The sequence below is a fragment of the Rhodanobacter sp. T12-5 genome (assembly GCF_008329435.1).
Lineage (GTDB): Bacteria > Pseudomonadota > Gammaproteobacteria > Xanthomonadales > Rhodanobacteraceae > Rhodanobacter.
The window spans coordinates 123,654-145,464 of record NZ_NPKN01000003.1 but is presented as its reverse complement, the minus strand read 5'-3'; the positions used below and the strand labels follow the sequence as shown (position 1 = coordinate 145,464).

The following is a 21,811-nucleotide window of genomic DNA, read 5'->3' as shown; positions in this document are numbered from 1 at the left end:
CTGTCTAGCGGCTTCGCTTCGCTGGCGCGTTCGACAGCGCGGCGCGGTCGCGCCGGCGGCGCCAACAAGTCTGGGCGGTTGCGGCTTAACGCCGGTAAGGCGCCAGCAGCGCGGGATCGTCGAACAACCCCGCCGGCAACAGGTAGCGTGGATCGCGTCCGGCGGCGAGCAATTCGCGGACGCGGGTGGCGGAGATTTCCAGCGGTGTCACGGCCAGCTCGATGACTTTGCCGGCGGGTAGCGCGCGCAGGTCGGAAGCTTCGGCCACGCGACGATCGGCCACTTCGCGTTCCAGTTCATCGGGCAAGCGCGCGGAGACGCCTGGCCGACTCAGCACGCCGATGTGTGCCACGTCGAACAACTCATGCCAGCGATGCCACGTGGCAAGGCCCGCAAACGCGTCGGCACCAAGCAGCAGCACCAACGGGCGTTCACCCTGCTCCGCACGCAATTCGTGCAAGGTATCGATGGTCCAGGACGGCCCCGCCCGATCCAGCTCGCGCGTGTCCAGCGTGAGCCGCGACTGGCCTTGCAACGCGGTGCGCAGGATCGCCACGCGCTGCGCTGCCGAAGCGACCGGTGCCTCGCGATGCGGCGGCACGCTGGCCGGCAGCAGGCGCACTTCGGCGTCGAGCAGTTCGGCTGCTTCCCACGCCACGCTGAGGTGGCCGAGGTGCACCGGGTCGAAGGTGCCGCCGAAGAGGGCCAGGGGCTTGTTTGTGGTGTGTGGCAAGAGCTTTACCCCTCCCCAACCCTCCCCGAGGGAGCGGTCATGCGAGCGCTTTGGCGGCGCGCGGTTCGGCGATGGCGGCGATCAGCCGTTCGGCTTCCTGCCACGGGTTGCCCTGCTCGCGGCCCTTGACCATGCGATCGATGCGCGAGGCACGGGCCAGACATTGCAGCCAGTGATCGCGCGGGGCGCGGCGCAGGGCCTTGCGGAACAATTGTTCGCGCGCCTGCCAGAGGTGTTCGTTGCGGATCTGCGCCGCCAGGTCGTTGGCATTGGCCAGGCGCAGGGCAAGTTGCAGCTGATTGACCAGCCAGCCCATCAACGCCAGCAGTTCGTCGCCTTCCGAGCGCAGCCCGGCAAGGATGCGCAACGCGCGCGCGCCATCGCCGACGAAGGCGGCATCGGTGAGCTTGAACACGTCGTAGCGGGCGCTGTCGGCAACCAGGTTTTCCATCTCGACCGCGTCGATGCGGCCCTCGCCGTGCAGCACGGCGAGCTTGTCCACCTCCTGCGCGGCGGCGAGCAGGTTGCCCTCGACGCGTTCGGCCAGCAGCGCGGCGGCGTCGGGCGTGGCGGACAGGCCGCGCGAGGCGAGTCGCGCTGTAATCCACGCAGCCCACTGATCCGGCCGCGGCGAGTTGAACACCACCATCGTGCCGCTGGCATCGAGCTTCTTGCTCCACGCGCCATCGTGCTTGTTGCTCCACTCCATCGCGGTGATCAGCAGGGTAACGTCGGGCGGCGGATCGGCGCAGAACGCGTTGATCGCCTTGGCTCCCTCGATGCCGGGGCGGCCGGTCGGCAGGCGCAGGTCGATCAGCCGCCGGGTGGCGAACAGCGACATGCCGGCCGCTGAACGCGCCAGGTCGTTCCAGTCGAAATGCTGGCCGACGTCGAGCACTTCGCGTTCGGTATAACCCAGCTTGCGCGCCTGCGCGCGCAAGGCATCGGCCGCTTCCAGCACCAGCAACTGTTCGCCGGCGAGCAGGTAGACCGGCTGCAGTTCGTCCGCCGCCAGCGCCTTCTGCCATTGGCCGGGACCGAGCGGCATCAGTGCGTACTGCTGGCGCTCGCCGGCGCGGCCAGTTCGTGCTTGCCGGCGGCCTGCAACCGGAACAGGATCGCCTGCACCATGTCGTCGTTGAGGCTGCGCTGGATTTCCTGCACCTGCGATTCGTTGCCCACGGTGTTGCTGGCGTCGTAGCTGTATTCGCGCGACATGTCGATGCGCTGGTGCGGCACCAGTACCTGGCCGGAGGCGTCGGTGACGTCGAACTGCACCTGGTAGCGCACCGCGTACTCGGTGATGCGCACATAGCCGCCGGCACTCAGCGTCTCGGTGCTGAAGGCCGCCACCGGCACGCGCAGCTCGGCGATGCCGGGGCCGCTGTCGTCCTCGATGGTGACGCCCGAGGTCTGCAGCGCGCGGGCCAGGTGACGCTGGAAGTCGCCGTCACCGTTGACGGTGAGATGCACCCGTTGCATCTGCGGCGGCAGCGTCGCGTTCTCGCGCAGGTGGAAACCGCAGGCACTCAGCGCGAATGCCGCGACCAGCAGCAACGAGGCTTGCAACAGATGGCCCGCTTTCATGAAGCTCATGCCTTTCATCCTGCGACGATGTTGACGATCTTGCCCGGGACCACGATGACCTTGCGTACCGTCATGCCTTCCAGGAAATGCACCACCTGCGGCTGCGCACGGGCCAGCGCCTCGGCTTCTTCCTTGGAGGCGTTGGCGGCGACCTCGATGGTAGCGCGCAATTTGCCGTTGACCTGAACCGCGAGCGTCAGCGTGTCGCGCACCAGCGCCGACGGGTCGACCTGTGGCCACGGCTGGTCTTCCAGCACCGCCTGCGGATGACCGAGCACCTGCCACAACGCGTGGCTGATGTGCGGCACCACCGGGTTGAGCAGCAGCACCATCGCCTCCAGCGCCTCGTGGCGCACCGCCCGGCCCTGCTCGCTCTGGTCGGTGAACTTGCCCAGTGCGTTGAGCAGTTCCATCAGTGCTGCAATGGCGGTGTTGAAGGCATGCCGGCGACCGAAATCGTCGCTGACTTTCTGGATGGTTTCGTGCAACTGGCGGCGCAGGGCCTTCTGGCCTGCGTCCAGCGCCGACGGATCGGTGACAGGATGGTCGGGGTTCCCCGCATGTGTGTTCACCTCGCGCCACAACCGCTTGAGGAAGCGCGCCATGCCCTCGACGCCGGCCTCGCTCCATTCCAGCGACTGCTCCGGCGGCGCGGCGAACATCGAGAACAGGCGCACGGTGTCGGCACCGTACCTGTCGACCATGGTCTGCGGGTCGATGCCGTTGTTCTTCGACTTGGACATCTTCTCGGTGCCGCCGATCTGCACGTTCTGGCCATCGGCCTTCAGCACCGCACCGGTCACGCGTGCCTTGTCATCGCGCTGGATCTCGACATCGGCCGGGTTGATCCAGTCCTTCGAACCGTCGGCGTTGTCGCGGTAGAACGTCTCGGCGATCACCATGCCCTGGCACAGCAGGTTCTGCGCCGGCTCGTCCGAATGCACCATGCCCGCGTCGCGCAGCAGCTTGTGATAGAAGCGGAAGTACAGCAGATGCATGATCGCGTGTTCGATGCCGCCGACGTATTGGTCGACGGGCAACCAGTAGTTGGCGCGCTCGTCGATCTGCGCGTTGGCGCCGGGGCTGGTGTAGCGCGCGTAGTACCAGCTCGACTCCATGAAGGTATCGAAGGTGTCGGTCTCGCGCTCGGCCGGACCGCCGCATTGCGGGCACACGCACTTGCGCCACTCCGGATCGGCCTTGATCGGCGACTGCACGCCGGAGAACGCGACATCTTCGGGCAGCACCACCGGCAATTGGTCTTCCGGCACCGGCACCGCCTCGCACTTCGGGCAGTAGATCACCGGGATCGGGCAGCCCCAATAGCGCTGGCGGCTGACGCCCCAGTCGCGCAGGCGGAAATTGACCCGGCGCTGGCCGCGGCCCTCGGCTTCGAAACGCGTGGCCAGCGCATCCAGCGCCTGCTGGAAATCGAGCCCGTCGTACTCGCCCGAATTCACCAGGATGCCGCGCTCGGTGAAGGCACACTGCTCCATCACCCGCTGCTCGAAATCCTCGACCACCTGCACCGCGGATTTGGTGTCGTAGGCATCGGTGTTGCCGCCGCCGAGTGCCGCGCGCATCGGATCGGCGCCGACGCCGCGGGACAGGTCGTGGCCGATTTCGCGCACTGCGTCGAGCACGCTGCGATCGACCACCACCATCTTGATCGGCAGGCTGTAGCGCTTGGCGAACTCCCAGTCGCGCTGGTCGTGCCCGGGTACCGCCATCACCGCGCCGGTGCCGTAGTTCATCAGCACGAAGTTCGCCACGTAGACCGGCAACGGCTCACCCGTGATCGGATGGACGGCGCGCAGGCCGGTGTCCATGCCGCGCTTTTCCTGGGTCTCCATTTCCGCTTCGGAGACGCCGCCCTGACGCAGCCCGGCGATGAACTCGGCCAGCAGCGGGCGCGTCTGCGCGGCGTACTGGGCCAGCGGATGCTCGGCAGCGATCGACAGGAAGGTCACGCCCATCAGCGTGTCCGGGCGGGTGGTGAACACCGTGATCGGCTCGACCGGCGCCTCGTCGTCATTGACGTCGAAACGGATCTCCAACCCTTCGCTGCGACCGAGCCAGTTGCGCTGCATGGTCTTGACCGCATCGGGCCAGCCCGGCAGCGTGTCCAGGCCGTCCAGCAACTCCTGCGCGTAGTCGGTGATCTTCAGGAACCACTGCGGGATCTCGCGCTTTTCCACGACCGCGCCGGAGCGCCAGCCGCGGCCATCGACGACTTGTTCGTTGGCCAGCACGGTCTGGTCGATCGGGTCCCAGTTCACCACCGCGTTCTTGCGGTACGCCATGCCTTTCTTCAGCAGGCGGGTGAACATCAGCTGTTCCCAGCGGTAGTAGTCCGGCCGGCAGGTGGCGAATTCGCGGGTCCAGTCGATCGCGTAGCCCAGCGATTTGAGCTGGCTGCGCATGTGGTCGATGTTGGCGTAGGTCCATTTCGCCGGTGCGGTCTGGTTCTTGATCGCGGCGTTTTCGGCCGGCAGGCCGAACGCGTCCCAGCCCATCGGCTGCAGCACGTTCTTGCCGTGCATGCGCTGGTAGCGGCTGATCACGTCGCCGATGGTGTAGTTGCGCACGTGACCCATGTGCAGCGCGCCGGACGGGTACGGCAGCATCGACAGGCAGAAGAATTTCGGCCGGCTGTCGTCCTCGTTCACTTCGTACGCGTGCTGCGCATTCCAGTAGTGCTGCGCGGCAGCCTCCACTGTCTGCGGGCGATAGGCGGCCTCGTCGTGTTCGGGGGAGGTCGGGGCTTGAATGTCCTGCATGATTCCGCTGCCGTTGTGCGATGGGTGCAGCGCGGCGAGCACCGGCTGCAGTGAACTGGGCAGACTAGCCCAGCGCGGATCGGCCGCCAAGCCCGCCCGGTGCGCTCACGGCGCGGGACAGCTCGCCGCCTGCCCGTTGCCGAGCGCGCGGGCGACGGCGGCGATCTGCGTCGCGAGCTGGCCAAGCGCACGCTGATGCCCGGCCACCAGCGCCTCGTAGCCCGGCCCGACCGCTTCGCTGACCAGGCTGGTGCAAACCAGTGCCGCGGGATGATTGCCCTGCAGCAGGCGCACGCTCCAGCTACCCTCGATCAGCGCGTAACTGCCCGGTTGCGAGTCGAACCGGCGCAGGTCCAGCTTGATCCGCAGTCGCGGCTTGCCGTTGCCGGGCTGGCCGCTGAGGTCCTGGCTGTGCAGGTCACGGGCCAGATCGGCCGACAGCGCGCCACGGATCTCGTCGCCGAGCGGGGCGATCCAGCGCTCGCCGTCGAGCAGCGCCACGCCCTGGCCACCTTCGCGCACCACCAGCTGCGGCTGGTCGACCTGCGCCGGCACGCCGACCGGCAGCAACTCGAACGGCAGTGCTGGCGCGGCCGCCACGACATCGGCGGGCGCACCGGCCGGCGCGATCAGCGTGTAGTAATGCAGCGGTGCCGTGGCACAGGCGCTGAGCGCCAGCGCAGCCGCGGCGGCAAGCAGACGCGAGGCGTCACGAATCATGGCTGGCTCCCTTGCGGTGACGGGGTGGCCGCCGGCACGGGTGCGCCGCCGGCGGTTGGACGATCGGCAGCCTTGGCATCCGGACGACGGCCACGCAGCAATGCCTCCGGATGACCGCTCAGGTAATCGGTCAGCACCCGCAGCGAGCGTGCCATGCGCTGCACCTGCTCCAGCGTGCTGCCCAGATTTTGCTGCAGCGGCGAGTCGCCGGACAACGCGTCGTTGGCGGTGCCCATGGTTTTCTGCACACCCTGCAAGGTGTCCTTGAACGCCGGCAGGGTTTGCCCGTTGACCTGCTTCAAGGTCGCGTTGAGGCCAGCCAGGGTCTGGTCGAGGTTCTTGCCGATGCTGTCGAACGGGATCTTGTCCAGCTTGTCGACGATCTCGGCCATCTGCTCCTGCAGCTTGTCGAAGCTGCCCGGCATGGTGGGGATGGTCAGCGGTTTCGCGCTCGGGTCGAACGCCACCTTCGGTGCGTGCGGCACGAAGTCCAGTGCCACGTACAGCTGACCGGTGAGCAGGTTGCCGGTGCGGGCCTGTGCGCGCAGGCCGTGGTCGACAAGGCCCCCGATCAACTGCGACAGGTCGGTGCCGTCGCCACGCGCCTTGGCCAGCGCCTCCAGCTTGTCATAAGCCTTGCCCAGGCGCTGCGGGTAGATCACCGCGCCGACAACCACAGGGAAACGCTGCGCCTTTTCGTCGTAATCGAGCCGCACCGATACCACCTTGCCGATGTTGATGCCGAGGAACTCCACCGGCGCGTCCACTGCCAGGCCGCGCACGGACTGCTCGAAACGCATGCGGATGTAACGCGGGTCGCCGTCCGGCGGCGCCATTGCGCTGGCTTGTTCGCCGAACAGCTTGTATTCGGTGTTTTCCGGCGCGGGCGTGCTGTCATGCGGCCCCGGCGGATCCTGGAACGCCACGCCACCGGCCAGCACGGTCGCCAACGACTGGGTGTTGAGCTTCAGTCCGTTCGCGCCGATCGATACGTCCACGCCGCTGGCATTCCAGAAGCGGCTGGAAGCGGTGACGAACTTGTCGTTCGGGCTGTCGACAAAGATGTTCAGCGATACGCCCTTGCCGTCCTTGTCCAGCTGGTAGGACGCCACCCGGCCGACCTGGATGCGGTGGAAATACACCGGCGAGCCGATGTCCAGCGAACCGAGATCGTCGCTGTGCAGCTTGAAACTGCGGCCTGGTGCGCCATTTGTCACCGACGGCGGGATCTCCAGGCCCTTGAACTCGTCCTCCGGTTCTTTCGAATCGCCGATATCCGCGCCGATGTACGCACCGGACAGAAGCGTATCGATGCCGGATACGCCACCCAACCCGATCCGCGGCCGCACCACCCAGAAGCGGGTGTCGCGCGTGGCAAAGCCCTCGGCGCTTTTCTCCAACGCCACCTTCACCAGTACATGGCTGCGATCGGCGCTGAGGTAGATCTTGTTGACCCGGCCAATCACCACGTCCTTGTATTTCACCGGCGTCTTGCCTGCGTCCAGTCCTTCGGCACTCTGCAGGCTGATGGTGATCTGCGGGCCGGCCTGCAGCCAGTTGCTGACCACCAGCGAAAGCGCGACCAGCGCCGCCAGCGCCGGCACCAGCCAGATAAGCGAGGCGTTGAAACGTCGCCGTTTCACCACCGGCCGCGGCAACTCGGCGCCGTCCGGGCGATCCTGTTCGATGTGGCCGTCGTCAGTCATCACTATCCTTGCCGTCCCAGATCAACCGGGGATCAAAACTCATCGAGGCCAGCATGGTCAGCACCACGGTCAGGCCAAAGAAGATCACGCCGGGCAATGGCTCGACCCGACTCAACACGCTGAAACGCACCAGTGCGGTCAGCAGCGCCACCACGAACACGTCCAGCATCGACCAGTAGCCGATCAGCTCGACCAGCCGATAGAGTTTTGCACGTTGCAGCCGCGCCCACTCGCTGCCGCGCTGGCTGCTCAGCAACAGCGTACCCAGTGCCAGGAACTTCAGCACCGGCACCACGATGCTGGCGCTGAACACGATGACCGCCAGGTTCGGCGAACCGGCGCGCCACAACTCGACCACGCCGCTGATGATGGTGTTGTCATCCACGTCGTTGAGGCTGGCGGTGCGCATGATCGGCAGCACGTTGGCCGGGATGTACATGATGAACGCCGCGATCAGCAGCGCCCAGGTGCGCACGTAGCTGTTCGGCTTGCGCCGGTGCAGGGTGGCACCGCAGCGCGGACACGCCATGGCGTCGGCCCGATCGTCGCCGTCGAGGCGTTCATCATCGCGCACGTTGCGGCACACCAGCCCGCATACCTTGCAGGCGATCAGGCCGAGTTCGGCGGCGCGCGGCAGCGCGCTCATGCCAGAGGCTCCGGCGTCTCGTCCCACAACTGGCGCAAGTCCACTCCGGCGAAGATGGTGATCAGCAAGGTCAACGCCGCGTACGCATAGATGCCCGGATCCGGGGTCACGTCGAAGTAAGTGTGCGCCTTCACGATCGCCACCAGCGCGCCCAGCACGAACACCTCGCTCATCGTCCATGGCCCGAGATAATGCAGCGTCACCATCAATTGCCTGAAACCCGGGGCGCGCCGGCCGGCCCGGGCGAACCACAACAGCCAGCCCAGCAGCGACATCTTCATCAGCGGGAAAAAGAACAACGTAGCAGCAACCAGCACCGAGACGACCCCGGCCTGCTCCCGCCACATCGCGACGATCATGCCCCACAGCGTGGTGCTGCTGTGCTGCCCGTTCAGGCCGAGCGTGACGATTGGCCACATGTTCGCCTGCACGAACACGATGAAGGCGGTGAGGATCAGCGCCAGCATCGCGTTCACGCTCAGCGCGTGATGGCGCTCCAGCTCTGCGTCGCAACATGCGCATCGGGCCACGTCGCCACGCACCAGCGCGCGCCGACGGTAGACCGTGTCGCAGTGCTCGCAGATCAACAGCGCTTCAGGTGAAGCCATGCACTCGATGCCTTGTTTCGGCGTGACCGTTGCCGATTCTCGCAAATCTATCGTGAACGCGCTGCTTGATATGCTGCGCCGGAACCCTGATCTGAACCGGTATCCGCCGAGCTGGAGTTTTCCGTGACCGATGCCACCGCCCTCGCCCCCGTCTTCGACGTGGACCAGCAGACCTTCGAAGCCGACGTGCTGCAGGCCTCGCTGACCACGCCGATCCTGCTGGATTTCTGGGCCACCTGGTGCGAGCCGTGCAAGACGCTCGGCCCGATGCTGGAAAAGCTCGCCACCGAATACAACGGCGCATTCCGGCTGGGCAAGGTCGACGTGGATGGCCAGCAGGAGCTGGCCGGCATGTTCGGGATCAAGAGCATCCCGACCGTAGTGCTGGTGAAGGACGGCCAGGTGCTCGACGGCTTCGCCGGCGCGCTGCCCGAAGGCCAGCTGCGCGAATTCCTGTCGCGCCACGTGCAGCCGCTGGCCGCCGTCGACGCGATCGAGGACGCGACAGCGCAGGAAACCCCCGAGCAGATGATCAACCGGCTGCAGCAGGAGATCGCCGCTGAGCCGAAAAAGCCCGAGTTGAAACTCGACCTGGCAGTGGCCCTGATGCAGACCGGCCAGATCGCCGCCGCCGAAGCCGAACTCGCCGCGCTGCCCGCCAACCTCGCCACCGACGCGCGCGCCGTGCGCCTGCGCAGCGAGCTGGAGCTGGCCCATGCGCTGAAAGATGCGCCCTCGGTAACCGAACTGCAGCAACGCGTGCAGACCGATCCCGCCGACTGGGCCGCCCGCGACCAACTCGGCGTGCGCCTGCTGCTGGAAGGCGACGCCGAAGCAGGCCTCGAACAGTTCCTCACCATCCTGCAGAAAGCCCGCGACTGGAACGACGGCCAGGGCAAGAAGCGTTTGCTGGCCGCGTTCGCGACGCTCGACGATGCCGAGCTGGTCAGTCGCTACCGGCGTCGGATGGCATCTTTGCTGTTCTGAATTTCACCACGCAGCGACTCTCGCCACATCATGTGGGAGCGGCTTCAGCCGCGATGCTTTTCAGCAGGAGCATCGCGACTGAAGTCGCTCCCACAAGAAATTCGGATTCCGGAAACCATGCGCGCATCGACCTTCCGCCGGCTGATCAACCTGTGGCCGCCGTTCCTGTTCAACGCGATCCGCATCCAGTCGCTCAGCGACGACTACAGCGAGGCGAAGGTGGTGTTGCGCCTGCGGCCCTGGAATCGCAACTACGTGCGCAGCCAGTTCGGCGGCAACCTGTTCGCGATGGTCGACCCGTTCTGGATGCTGCTGGCGATGCACCAGCTCGGCAGCGACTACTACGTGTGGGACAAGGCCGGCGCAATCGACTTCGTGGCGCCGGGCTATGAAGACGTCTACGCGCACTTCAAATTGGCGCCGGCCGTGGTCGACGAATTGCGTGCGGCGGCCGCGGGCGGCGAGAAGGTACTGCGCTGGTTCGAGACCGAGGTGGTCACCGCCGATGGCAAAGTGATCGCCCGCGTGCGCAAGCAGCTCTACGTGCGGCTGAAGCCGAAGGCACGCTGAGCCCATCCGCACGAACCTCCCCACGTCATTCCGGTGAAGGCCGCCGTCGCTTCACCACGGCAAGATGGGCAACCCGCTCAGCGCTTGTTCGGCGGCAGCTGGCGATGCACTGCCGTCGCCGCCAGCGCCGCGTGACCTACGGCCACGCTGATCTGGTTGAGCCCGCTGACTACATCGCCGATGGCGTACAGACCGGCCACGCTGGTCTGCATGGACGAATCCACCCGCAGCTCGCCGCTTTCGTCAACGCCGGCATGCAGCGCCCGCGCCAGCGCGGATTGCGCGTCGGCGCCCAGCACCGGGTACAGCGTATCGAACCGCTCACAGGAGCCATCCGCAAACGTCGCGTGGCAAGCACCATCGCGCAACGTCAGCCGTACCGGCGCGCCGCGCAGAACAATGCCGCCGGCGTCGGCCCGTTGCCGCAGCGCCTCGGCGGGCGCGTCCCCGGCCTGGCTGTCCAGTGCCGTCACCTGGCGCGAGAACGTGCGCAGGAATTCCGCATGGCCCATCACCACGTCGCCGGGCCCGAGCACTCCGATCACCTCGTCGCGCGCCTCGTAGCCATCGCATACCGCGCACAGGCGCAGCACGCCGCTGGCGATCGCCTGTTCCACGTCGTTGATCTCGGGCAGCCGGTCGACCACGCCGGTGGCCAGGATCACCTGCCGGGCACGCCAGCTGTGCCGGCTGTCGCCGGCCACAAAGTCCCCGCCCTCACGCGTCAGCGTGTCGATGCGGGTGGGCACGATCGGCACCGCGAACTCGTCCGCCTGTGCGCGAAAACGCTGCAGCAGATCGTTGCCCGCCACGCCAAACGGAAACCCCGGACAGTTGTGGCTGGCCGGAATCCAGCGCGCCCGGCTGCTGCCGCCATCGATCACCATGACCTTGCGCCGATAGCGCGCCAGATACGTCGCCGCGGTGAGCCCGGCCGGTCCCGCGCCGATCACCAGGCAGTCGAGCACATCATCGAGGGGTGCGGAGGTGGACACGGCAGGCAGACCGGAAACCTGAGGATGGGCGAGCTTGCACGCGTTGGCCGTGAAGCGGGCGTGGCGGAACAGCGATCCAGCGTTGCCTGCGCCGCCCGCCCCCGCGAAAGCCTCGCCTGCGGCATGGGTTCTGCGCGACTGTGCGGGCCACCGGACTGGGCCACAACCCGCCCTGCCTGCCGGAGCTGTTCCTGCGCGTGGTCGCCGTCAGCCTGGAAACCATGAAGATCGCGCGCGCCCTGCCGCCGTTGAAACTTCGCTGACGCGCCGAGGCCCTCGCCTACAATGTGCGAACCCCCACGCCCCGGATCACTCCATGCCCCCGTTGCGCCTCAAACGCTACCTTCTCACCGGCCTGCTCACGTTCATCCCGCTGTGGGTGACCTGGCTGGTGTTCAAGTTCGTGCTCGGCCTGCTGGCCGGTATCGGAGCGCCGCTGGTGACCGGGCTGCTCGGCACGCTGGCGCTGGTGGCGCCGCACACGGCCGAGTCGCTGAAGATGGAGTGGCTGACTTTCATCGTCGCGTTGCTGGCCACGCTGATGGCGCTTTACCTGCTCGGCTTCGTGGCGAACCGGGTGATCGGCCAGCGCTTCCTCAATGCGTTCGACGCCCTGCTGGCGCGCATCCCGCTGGTGCAGACGATTTACGGCGGCACCAAGAAGCTGATGGCGGTGCTGCAGAACAAGCCGTCCGGGGTGCAGCGCGTGGTGCTGGTGGAGTTCCCGCGCCGCGGCATGAAGGTGGTCGGTTTCGTGACCCGCGTGATGATCGAGGAAGGCAGCGGCCGCGAGATGGCGGCGGTGTACATCCCGACCACGCCGAACCCGACCGGCGGTTACCTGGAAGTGGTGCCGCTGGACGAATTGACCCCGACCGACTGGACGATGGACCAGGCGATGGCCTTCATCATTTCCGGCGGCGCGGTGGCACCGGACACCCTGCCCGCCTCGCCGCGCCTGCCCGTGCCGGATCCGCAAGACGCGGCGCGGTGACATCGTGCCTTCGGTGCACTACGCCCACCCCCTGACCTTTGACACTGTCTGACCCGTGACGTTTGACCTAGCGTAATCCGGTATGTCCGCGGCCTGAGGGGGGATCCGACAGCGCGGCCAGCCACCACCACCGTACCTGCCCACAGGGCAAAATCACTCACAGAGGGATATCCATGACCAAGCAGTATCTGAAGCCCCTGGCGCTGGCACTGGCCGTAAGCGTTGCGCTGTCACTCAGCGCCTGCGGCAAGCAGGAAGACGCGGCCAAGGCGCCAGCCAGCGTGGCGCCAGCTGCCAGCAGCACCACCGCGGCGGTCGATGCCGGCAAGAGCATCTTCGACATCAGCGAGCTCGACCCCAACATCAAGGCTTGCCAGGACTTCAACGGCTTCGTCAATGCCAAATGGGTCGCCGCCAACCCGATCCCCGCCGACCACACCAGCTGGGGCGCATTCAACAAGCTGGCCGAGGACAGCCTGAACACGCAGCACGCCATCGTCGAATCGGCCGCCAAGAATGCCGCCACTGCCAAGGCCGGTTCGATCGAACAGAAGATCGGCTACCTGTACCACTCGGGCATGGACGACGCCGCCATCGAGAAGGCCGGCTTCGATCCGATCAAGCCCAAGCTCGACGCCATCGCCGCGCTGAAGAACGGCAGCGACGTCGCCGACTACCTCGACAAGAGCTTCTCCAGCGGCGACATGCAGATCTTCCAGTTCGGTGCCGGCGCCGATTTCCAGCACGCCGAAAAGCAGATCGCCTACACCTTCCAGAGCGGCCTGGGCCTGCCGACCAAGGATTACTACACCGACCCGAAACAAGCCGACCTGCGCAAGGCGTACCTCGACTACATCGCCAAGACGCTGGAACTGACCGGTGTTTCGGCTGATGACGCGAAGAAGCAGGCCGACCAGGTGATGGCGTTCGAGACCGAACTGGCGAAGGCTTCGCTGGCGCCGGTCGAACTGCGCACGCCGGAAAACCAGTACCACTTCGTCACCGTCAAGGAAGCGGACAAGGTCACCCCGCACTTCAGCTGGGAGAAGTTCTTCGCCGCCCAGGGCGTGACTGTCGACAAGGGCTTCTCGCTGTCGCAGCCGAAGTTCTTCGCCGAGTTCGACAAGCTGCTGGCCAAGGCGCCGATCGCCCAGTGGCAGGCGTACCTGCGCTTCCACACCATCGACGACGCCTCGCCGTACCTGAGCAAGGCGTTCGAGGACAACAAGTTCGCGTTCTACGGCAAGACCCTGTCCGGCCAGCCGGAACAGCAGCCCCGCTGGAAGCGCGTGCTGCGCGCGGTCAACGGATCCATGGGCGAGGCTCTCGGCCAGCTTTACGTGGCCAAGGAGTTCACTCCGGAAGCCAAGGCCCGTGCCCAGGAGCTGGTCGACAACGTGCGCAACGCACTCAAGGCGCGCATCCAGAACCTCGACTGGATGAGCGACGAGACGAAGACCAAGGCCATCGCCAAGTGGGACACCTTCCTGCCCAAGATCGGCTACCCCGACAAGTGGCGTGAGTGGACCGGCCTCAACGTCACCGGCGACAACTACTACGACAACATCCAGGCGGCCTCGAAGTTCAACTACGAGTACGACATCGCCAAGATCGGCAAGCCGACCGACCGCAAGGAATGGGGCATGACCCCGCAGACGGTCAACGCGTACTACAACCCGACCGACAACACGATCAACTTCCCGGCCGCGATCCTGCAGCCGCCGTTCTTCGATGCCAAGGCCGACGACGCGATCAATTACGGCGGCATCGGCGCGGTGATCGGCCACGAGGCCAGCCACGGCTTCGACGACGAAGGCAGCCAGTTCGATGGCGCCGGCAACAACGTCAACTGGTGGACCAAGGACGACCGTGCCAAGTTCGACGCGCGTACGGCCAAGCTGGTGCAGCAGTTCAACGACTACACGCCGATCAAGGACAAGCCGGATGCGCACGTCAACGGCAAGCTGACCCTGGGCGAGAACATCGCCGACCTGGGTGGCTTGAATGTCGCCTATGACGCGCTGCAGACCGCCTTGAAGAAAAACCCGGAGGAGGCCGGCAAGAAGATCGACGGCTACACCGAGGACCAGCGCTTCTTCCTGAACTGGGCCCGCGTGTGGCGTGGCCACACCCGCGAGAAGCAGGAGCTGCTGCGCCTGAACACCGATCCGCATGCTCCCACGGCTCTGCGTGCGATCGGTGCGCCTTCCAACATGGAAGCATTCGCCACCGCGTTCCAGTGCAAGCCCGGCGACGCGATGGTGCGTCCGGCCGACAAACAGGTGAAGATCTGGTAAGTCGACCCCGCTGGATGCCGCGGTTCATCGCGGCATGAAAACAGAGGCCCCGCATGCGAATGCGGGGCCTTTTTCATGGGCCTCGCGGCGGCATCGGCGGCAATTCAGTATTGCAAATCATTCTCATTAACAATATCGTATGCCTGCTCCGACCGCTCGCCCCCCGGGTGGATGCGTCGCGCGGAAAAATCCCGAACCCCTTGACCTTCGTCGGTCGGCACGAACACGCAGCCATCCCGCTGTGCGCCTTGCGCCGCCCGGAAATCCTTCATCCAGCCATTGCGAAACACCTGCATTCGCCAGACCCGCCAGGCCCTGTCGACTCACCAGACCATCAACGGAGATCCCATGGCAGCCATCAAGTCACGCAAACACGCCGTCACCTCCTGCAAGCAGCCGGCAACGGCAGGCATGCTGACGGCAGCGACCTTGCTCACCGGCCTGGCACTGGCCTTCCCTGCAGCAGCTGCGGACGTCCCGGCGGGGAGCTTCTTCGAGCCGCAGGTCGCCAACGCGAAGAACTTGCCTGGGGTGAAGGTGGAGGCCGTCGCTGGCGACGACTATCGCGTCGACTACGTGTCATCGCCGAAATTCACCCAACCACTGATCGACACCACGCAGACGATCAGCGTGATCACCAAGGAACTGCTCCAGCAGCAGGGTGCCACCACGCTGACCGAGGCATTGCGCAACAGCCCGGGCGTAGGCACCTTCTACGTCGGCGAAAACGGCAGCACCAGCACCGGCGATGGCATCTACATGCGCGGCTTCGATACGTCCGGCAGCATCTTTGTCGACGGCGTGCGCGACCTCGGCTCGATCTCACGCGACATCTTCAACATCGAACAGGTCGAAGTCACCAAGGGCCCGGCCGGTACCGACAACGGCCGCACTTCGCCCACCGGCGCGGTGAACCTCGCCAGCAAGCAGCCACAGCTGGGCAACGGCATCTCCGGATCGATCGGCTATGGCAGCGGCCAGCACAAGCGCGCCACCGCCGACTGGAACCAGACCCTTGGCGATACATCCGCGTTCCGCCTCAACGTGATGGGCCAGGACAGCGGCGCACCGGGACGCGACAAGGTCGAGAACAACCGCTGGGGCATCGCGCCGTCGCTGGCCTTCGGCATGGATACGCCGACCCGCGTCTACCTCGACCTCCTGCACGTGAAGCAGAACAACCTGCCCGACGGCGGCGTGCCGACCATCGGCCTGCCCGGCTACAGCAGCCCAGACCCGACCCGTCCCTTCCTCGCCGACGCTAACATGGTCGATCCGCGTAACTTCTACGGCACCGACGCCGACCAAGACGATGTCAAGGCGGACATGTTCACGATCATCGTCGAGCATGACTTCTCGCCGGACGTGGCCTTGCACAACACCACGCGCTGGGGCCGCACCCATCAGGACTACCTGCTGACCTCGTTCAAGGGCGATGCCGCCAACCTGCTGACTCCGGGCATCGATGACCCGTCGACCTGGACGATCGCGCGCAGCAATCCGACGTTCAAGGACCAGACCAACCGCATCCTCACCAACCAGACCAATGTCACGGCGAATTTCGAAACCGGCGCGATCGTCCACGACCTCAGCGCAGGCATCGAACTGACCCGCGAAAAGGCCAGCACCACAGGCATGGCGGCACTCGCTGGCAGCGCCTGGCCAGCAGCGAACCTGTACCACCCGGACGCCGACGTCAACGGCCTGGTCTACGGCCGCAACGGCGCCGACAGCCACGGCCAGACCGACACGGAAGCGGCTTACGTATTCGACACCCTGAAAGTCAACGAACAGTGGCAGGTCAACGCCGGCGTGCGGCTGGACCACTACAAGACCGACTTCGACAGCATGGTGGTGTGCGGCGGCCGTCGTGGCCCGGATTGCGGCAGCCTGCCGGCCGGCAGCGTGGTTCCCGGCGTGGACACCAGCAAATCCGGCAACCTGCCCAGCTACAAACTCGGCGTGCTGTACAAGCCAGCCGCCAACGGCAGCATCTACGCAAACTTCGCCGTGTCGCAGGAACCGCCTGGCGGCAATACGCTCACCCTCAGCAATTCGGCCAACAGCGCCGACAACCCGAACTTCGACCCGCAGAAGGCCCGCACCGTCGAGCTGGGCACCAAGTGGGACCTGCTCGGCGAAAAGCTCCTGCTGACCGGCGCGCTGTACCGCACCACCGTCAGCAACGACCTGGTGCAGGATCCGGTCGACCTGCAGTACTACCAGGTCGGCAGGAAGCGTGTGCAGGGCATCGAACTGAGCATGGTCGGCAAGCTCACCGACAACTGGGCCGTCACCGCCGGCTACACCACGATGGACGCCAAGGTGATCGACGGCAACGCCGTAGCCAACGATGGCTCCAGCGACCTCGCCTATACGCCAAAGAGCGCGTTCACCGCCTGGACCACCTACCATCTGCCCTTCGACCTCACCATCGGCGGCGGCGCGCGCTATGCCGGCGAGATGAAGCGCGGCACCGACGGCGCCGTCGGCACGCCGGCGTTCACCGGGTCTTACTGGGTGTTCGACGCGATGGCCAGCTACCCGGTCAACAAGCACTTCGACCTGCAGTTGAACCTCTACAACCTGTTCGATAAGGACTACGTCGCGGCGATCAACAAGAGCGGCTACCGTTACACCCCGGGCACGCCGCGCGCGGCGATGCTCACCGCCAACATCCGCTTCTGACCGCTTTTTGTGGGAGCGGCTTCAGCCGCGATGCTCTTGCTTCCGGGCCTCCGATGAAAAAAACATCGCGGCTGAAGCCGCTCCCGCAACGTCATGGCACAGGTGATTCATGCTGCTGCACATACCCGACGTTCTCGGCCCCCAACAGCTCACGCAGATGCGCGCTGCGCTGAATGCCGCCGACTGGACCGACGGTCGCGAAACCGTCGGTGCGCAAGGCGCCAAGGTAAAACGCAATCGGCAGTTGCCGGATGCCTCGCCGCTGCGCCAGCAGTTGGGCCAGCTCGTGCTGGCAGCATTGGCGGCCTCGCCGCTCTATCACGCGGCAACCCTGCCGCTGCGCACCCTGCCGCCGCGCTTCAATCGCTACGAGGGCGGCGGCCAGTACGGCTCCCACGTCGACGGCGCGGTCATGACGTTGACCGCCGAGGCCCAGCTGCGCAGCGATATCTCCTGCACGCTGTTCCTCACCGAGCCCGACGACTATGACGGCGGCGAGCTGATCGTGAGCGACACCTACGGCGAGCACGAAGTGAAGCTGCCGGCCGGCGACCTGATCGTCTATCCGTCGAGCAGCCTGCACCGGGTCACGCCGGTGACCCGCGGCACACGGCTGGCGGCGTTCTTCTGGGTGCAAAGCCTGATCCGCGACGACAGTCGGCGGCGCCTGCTGTTTGAACTGGATAGCTCGATCCAGGCCCTCACCCGATCCGGCGCCGATGCCGCTGCGCTGCTGCAGCTGACCGGGATCTATCACAACCTGTTGCGCCAGTGGGCCGAAACCTGAGCATCGAACCCGACGCGGACGGGGCATGCCGGCGGGTGCGTATTGCCGGCTGTTCCCAGCACGCGTTGCGGGGCGGATAATTACCGGCCCTTTGATGCAACACGGCTGAATGATGTTCGTACCTGGTCAACGCTGGATCTCCTCCGCCGAACCCGAACTCGGCCTCGGCACCGTACTGCGCGTCGAAGGACGCGGCGTGCAGGTGCTGTTCGCCAAGGCCGGGGTGCTGCGCCCCTATGCGATGGACTCGGCACCGCTGCTGCGCGCCGAGTTCCGCGCCGGCCAGCGCGTCGCCGGCAAGGGCATCGCATTCCTGGTCGAGCGGGTGGAAATTCGCGAAGGCCTGCTCATCTATCGCGGCGAAGGCCGCGAGCTGGAGGAAGGCCAGCTCGACGACGAGCAGAGCGTGAGCCAGGCCGACGACCGCCTGATCGGGGGCCGCACCGATCCGGTGGCGCAGTTCGAGCTGCGCCTGGAAGGCCTCAAACGGCGTGCCGAGGCACGCCGTTCGCCGATGTGGGGCCTGGGTGCCGCACGCATCGGCCTGGTGCCGCACCAGTTGCGCGTCGCCGGCATCGCCTCCGCCCGCCGCCCGCCACGGGTCCTGCTGGCCGACGAGGTCGGCCTGGGCAAGACCATCGAAGCGGGCATGATCATCGCCCGCCAACTCGCAACCGGCCGTGCCTCGCGCGTGCTGCTGCTGTTGCCCGACACGCTGGTGTACCAGTGGTTCGTCGAAATGCTGCGGCGTTTCAACCTCAGCTTCGCGATCTACGACGAGGAGCGCTGCGAAGCACTGGAGCAGGACGACGGCAACCCGTTCGAAGACGAGCAGTTGGTCATCGCCGACTTCGGCTTCCTGGAAAATTCGCCGAAGCATGCACAGCAACTGCTCGATGCCCCGTGGGATCTGCTGGTCGTCGACGAGGCGCATCACCTGGCCTGGTCGCCGGACGTGGCCAGTCCGCGCTACACGATGGTGGAGCAGCTGGCTGCCAGGATTCCCGGCGTGATCCTGCTCACCGCCACGCCGGAACAGCTGGGCCGCAGTGGCCACTTCGCGCGCCTGCGCCTGCTCGATCCGCAGCGTTACCACGATCTGGACGGCTACCTGGCAGAGGCCGATACCTATCAGGCGCTGTCGAAGATCGCCGACCGGTTGCTCGACCGCGAGCCGCTCGACGACGCACAGCGCGCAGCCCTGGCCGAAGCGTTTCACGGCGACGAGACGCTCACCGCACAACTCGCCGGATCGATGAAACCCGCCAACGCCCGCGAACTGCTGGCCGCGCTGATCGACCGCCACGGCACCGGACGCGCGATGTTCCGCAACAACCGTGCTGGTGTCGGCGGCTTTCCCAAGCGCTTGCCCGAATGGCACCTGCTGGATGCCGACACGGTCGAGGAAAGCACGCGCCAGGCGTTGCTGGCCGAATTCCACGCCGACATTCAGCAGCCACCGGCGTTGATCGAAATCGACTACAGCGCCGACCCGCGCATCGACACCCTGATCGCCCTGCTCGACGCTCACCCGCAGGACAAGTTCCTGCTGATCTGCCGCAGCCAGGCCAAGGTGCTGGCGCTCGAAGAAGTACTGCGCACCCGCAGCGGCGTCGGGGTGGCACGCTTCCACGAAGGCCTCGGCATCATCCAGCGCGACCGCAATGCCGCCTACTTCGCCCAGCCCGACGGCGCGCGCCTGCTGCTGTGCTCGGAGATCGGCTCGGAAGGCCGCAACTTCCAGTTTGCGCACCGGCTGATCCTGTGGGATCTGCCGCTTGATCCCGACCTGCTCGAACAACGCATCGGCCGGCTCGACCGGATCGGGCAGAAGCATGACATCAACATCCACATCCTCGCCGTCGCCGACAGCGCCCAGCACGTGCTGGCACGCTGGTACGACGAAGGCGTGGATGCCTTCCGCATGAGCCCGGCCGACGGCCGCGAACTGCTGCGCCGTTACGGTGAACCGCTGGCGCGACTGGCGGATGAACACGCCCGCGGCGACGACAACCGCGACCAGGAACTGGACGTACTGTTGGCCGAGACCCGCTCCAGCCACGAGCAGATGGCGGAACTGATCCGTGGCGGCCGCGATCATCTGCTCGAACTGGCCGCCAGCCGCGACCTGCACGCCGACGAACTGCAGCAGGCGTTCGCCCGCGAAGATTTCGATCCGGGCCGCGACGCCTTCGTGCAGCGGCTACTGGAGGGTTTCGGCATCCACCCCGAGGAACTCGGTGGCCAGGTGCTTCTGCTCGACCCGCAATATCTGTCCACCGATGCCCTGCCCGGCTTCGCCGAAGGCCCGCAGTCGGTGACGTTCGCGCGCGACGTGGCGCTGGCGCGCGAAGAGCTGCCGCTGTTGCGGCTCGACCACCCACTGGTCGCCGGCGCGCTGGATCTGGCGCTGTCCAGCGAACAGGGCAATGCCGCGTTCATGGTCGACGACGAGTTGCCGGCGCGCAGCGCGCTGCTGCAGGCGGTCTACCTGCTCGAATGTGTAGCCGATCGTCGGCTTGACGCCGAGCGCTTCCTGCCGACCTTGCCGATCGTGATCACCATGGATACCCGGCTGGCCGAACGCGTCGATTTCCAGCCGAGCGAAACCTCGCTGCGGCGGGCCGCCACGCGCACGATCGAAGTGGCGCGCTACCGCAAGTTTCTCGGCAAGCTGGTACCGCCCATGCTCGCGCGTGCCGAGACACTGGCCGGCGAACGCGGCAAGGCCCGCATCGACGACGCCGTGAACCTGGTCACCGAGACGCTGGACGCGGAGTTGTCGCGCCTGCTCGCATTGCGGGCGGTGAATCCGTCGGTCAGCGAAGCCGAGATCACCGCCGTGGTCGAGGAGCGCGCGCAGTTGCTGGCGGCGTTGCCGCAATCGCGCCTGCGCCTGGATGCGGTGCGTTTCGTGGTCAGCGGGGACTTCCTCGCGCTGCGCTGACGGCTCAGCGCCGGAGATACCGCTTCGGCTTGAGCGGCAGCCGCCCGCGCCAGTATTCGATCAGTACATAGCCGCCCAGCATGCCGCCCAGGTGGGCGAAATGCGCGACGCCGGCCTGGGTGCCGGTGACGCCCATCACCAGTTCCACCACCGCGTAGCCGATCACGAACAACCACGCCGGCATCGGCACCGGCAGGAAGATCAGCATCACTTTCTCGTGCGGATACAGCATGCCGAACGCTAGCAGCAAGCCGAAGATTGCACCCGAAGCACCCAGTGTGGGATAGAAGCCGTGGGTGAACCAGTGCACGACGATCAACTGGGCCACCGCGGCAACGATCGCGCACACGAAGTAATAGACAGTGAAATTGCGCGCGCCGAAGGTGCGCTCGATCGCGCCGCCAAACATGTACAACGCGACCATGTTGAACAGGATGTGGGTCACGCTGCCATGCATGAAGGCGTAGGTGATCAGCTGCCAGGGGCGAAAGCCGATCGAGACGAGGCCCTGGCCGACCTGGAATACCTGGTCCGGCCCCCACGGCCACAACGCGAAATATTGCAGCAAGGCATCCCCGAATATTTGCTGCAGCAGGAAAACGACAACGTTGGCGATCAACAGGTTTCGCGTAACGGGCGGCAAGTCAAAAGGCATCAGGCGGTTTCCGGAAGATCAGCGACAAGCGTAACGACGACTGCGTGACGCCGCCAGCCATGGCCCCGTGAGGACCCCGAACCGCGAGAATCGTTCAAATCGGCAGTCGTC

Annotated in this window: 19 protein-coding genes; 8 read left to right on the top strand and 11 right to left on the bottom strand. The window is 66.2% G+C overall.

What is annotated here, in order from left to right; all coding sequences use genetic code 11:
• Positions 1-85 precede the first annotated feature (85 nt).
• The 8 genes from nadD to CIW53_RS08685 form a co-directional block, all read right to left on the bottom strand.
• Positions 86-733, bottom strand: a complete 648-nt coding sequence (gene nadD, locus CIW53_RS08720; protein WP_149364330.1) for a nicotinate-nucleotide adenylyltransferase — start codon at positions 731-733, stop codon at positions 86-88.
• A gap of 37 nt (positions 734-770) precedes the next feature.
• Complete coding sequence (gene holA, locus CIW53_RS08715; RefSeq protein WP_149364329.1) at positions 771-1,781, bottom strand: DNA polymerase III subunit delta; 1,011 nt, start codon at positions 1,779-1,781, stop codon at positions 771-773.
• The gene (gene lptE / locus CIW53_RS08710) at positions 1,781-2,329 is read right to left on the bottom strand and encodes an LPS assembly lipoprotein LptE (RefSeq protein WP_149364328.1); all 549 of its coding nucleotides are present in this window, start codon (positions 2,327-2,329) and stop codon (positions 1,781-1,783) included. Before lptE ends, holA begins: the two co-directional genes overlap by 1 nt.
• Positions 2,330-2,334: 5 nt before the next feature.
• A complete protein-coding gene (leuS, locus tag CIW53_RS08705; protein WP_149364327.1) occupies positions 2,335-5,100 on the bottom strand; it encodes a leucine--tRNA ligase in 2,766 nt (921 codons plus the stop codon).
• A gap of 105 nt (positions 5,101-5,205) precedes the next feature.
• Entirely contained in the window at positions 5,206-5,820 is a 615-nt protein-coding gene (locus CIW53_RS08700) for a PqiC family protein (RefSeq protein ID WP_149364326.1), read from the bottom strand.
• Positions 5,817-7,526: an MlaD family protein gene (locus CIW53_RS08695; protein WP_149364325.1), complete on the bottom strand. Its 1,710-nt coding sequence runs from the start codon at positions 7,524-7,526 to the stop codon at positions 5,817-5,819. Before CIW53_RS08695 ends, CIW53_RS08700 begins: the two co-directional genes overlap by 4 nt.
• A complete protein-coding gene (locus CIW53_RS08690; protein ID WP_149364324.1) occupies positions 7,519-8,172 on the bottom strand; it encodes a paraquat-inducible protein A in 654 nt (217 codons plus the stop codon). Before CIW53_RS08690 ends, CIW53_RS08695 begins: the two co-directional genes overlap by 8 nt.
• Positions 8,169-8,780, bottom strand: coding sequence for a paraquat-inducible protein A (locus tag CIW53_RS08685; RefSeq protein ID WP_149364323.1), 612 nt, complete (start codon positions 8,778-8,780; stop codon positions 8,169-8,171). The genes CIW53_RS08690 and CIW53_RS08685 overlap by 4 nt, the downstream gene beginning before the upstream one ends.
• Positions 8,781-8,903: 123 nt before the next feature.
• On the opposite strand from CIW53_RS08685, the gene trxA reads away from it, so the two are divergent.
• Together trxA and CIW53_RS08675 are read left to right on the top strand one after the other, a co-directional pair.
• Positions 8,904-9,767 (top strand): thioredoxin, encoded by an 864-nt coding sequence (trxA, locus tag CIW53_RS08680; protein WP_149364322.1) that lies wholly within the window; start codon positions 8,904-8,906, stop codon positions 9,765-9,767.
• A gap of 117 nt (positions 9,768-9,884) precedes the next feature.
• Entirely contained in the window at positions 9,885-10,337 is a 453-nt protein-coding gene (locus CIW53_RS08675; protein ID WP_149364321.1) for a DUF4442 domain-containing protein, read from the top strand.
• A 77-nt stretch (positions 10,338-10,414) separates the two neighbouring features.
• Here the strand turns inward: CIW53_RS08675 and CIW53_RS08670 are convergent, their stop codons facing one another.
• A complete protein-coding gene (locus CIW53_RS08670; RefSeq protein WP_242451832.1) occupies positions 10,415-11,332 on the bottom strand; it encodes an NAD(P)/FAD-dependent oxidoreductase in 918 nt (305 codons plus the stop codon).
• A 140-nt stretch (positions 11,333-11,472) separates the two neighbouring features.
• Between CIW53_RS08670 and CIW53_RS18055 the strand changes: the two genes are divergently transcribed.
• From CIW53_RS18055 to CIW53_RS08660, 3 genes are all read left to right on the top strand, one after another.
• The gene (locus CIW53_RS18055) at positions 11,473-11,595 is read left to right on the top strand and encodes a hypothetical protein (RefSeq protein ID WP_277949629.1); all 123 of its coding nucleotides are present in this window, start codon (positions 11,473-11,475) and stop codon (positions 11,593-11,595) included.
• A gap of 53 nt (positions 11,596-11,648) precedes the next feature.
• Positions 11,649-12,326, top strand: a complete 678-nt coding sequence (locus tag CIW53_RS08665; RefSeq protein ID WP_149364320.1) for a DUF502 domain-containing protein — start codon at positions 11,649-11,651, stop codon at positions 12,324-12,326.
• Positions 12,327-12,499: 173 nt separating this feature from the next.
• The gene (locus CIW53_RS08660) at positions 12,500-14,623 is read left to right on the top strand and encodes a M13 family metallopeptidase (protein ID WP_149364319.1); all 2,124 of its coding nucleotides are present in this window, start codon (positions 12,500-12,502) and stop codon (positions 14,621-14,623) included.
• A 104-nt stretch (positions 14,624-14,727) separates the two neighbouring features.
• On the opposite strand, the gene CIW53_RS08655 is transcribed toward CIW53_RS08660, so the two are convergent.
• Positions 14,728-14,919, bottom strand: coding sequence for a hypothetical protein (locus CIW53_RS08655; protein ID WP_149364318.1), 192 nt, complete (start codon positions 14,917-14,919; stop codon positions 14,728-14,730).
• A 52-nt stretch (positions 14,920-14,971) separates the two neighbouring features.
• On the opposite strand from CIW53_RS08655, the gene CIW53_RS08650 reads away from it, so the two are divergent.
• From CIW53_RS08650 to rapA, 3 genes are all read left to right on the top strand, one after another.
• The gene (locus CIW53_RS08650) at positions 14,972-17,311 is read left to right on the top strand and encodes a catecholate siderophore receptor Fiu (protein WP_149364317.1); all 2,340 of its coding nucleotides are present in this window, start codon (positions 14,972-14,974) and stop codon (positions 17,309-17,311) included.
• A 109-nt stretch (positions 17,312-17,420) separates the two neighbouring features.
• Positions 17,421-18,098 carry a Fe2+-dependent dioxygenase gene (locus CIW53_RS08645; RefSeq protein WP_149364316.1) on the top strand — a complete coding sequence of 226 codons (678 nt, stop codon included), beginning with the start codon at positions 17,421-17,423 and terminating at the stop codon, positions 18,096-18,098.
• 112 nt (positions 18,099-18,210) lie between these two features.
• A complete protein-coding gene (rapA, locus tag CIW53_RS08640; protein WP_149364315.1) occupies positions 18,211-21,045 on the top strand; it encodes an RNA polymerase-associated protein RapA in 2,835 nt (944 codons plus the stop codon).
• A 4-nt stretch (positions 21,046-21,049) separates the two neighbouring features.
• Here rapA and CIW53_RS08635 read toward each other — a convergent pair whose 3' ends face one another.
• Positions 21,050-21,700, bottom strand: coding sequence for a rhomboid family intramembrane serine protease (locus CIW53_RS08635; protein WP_149364314.1), 651 nt, complete (start codon positions 21,698-21,700; stop codon positions 21,050-21,052).
• Positions 21,701-21,811: the final 111 nt, after the last annotated feature.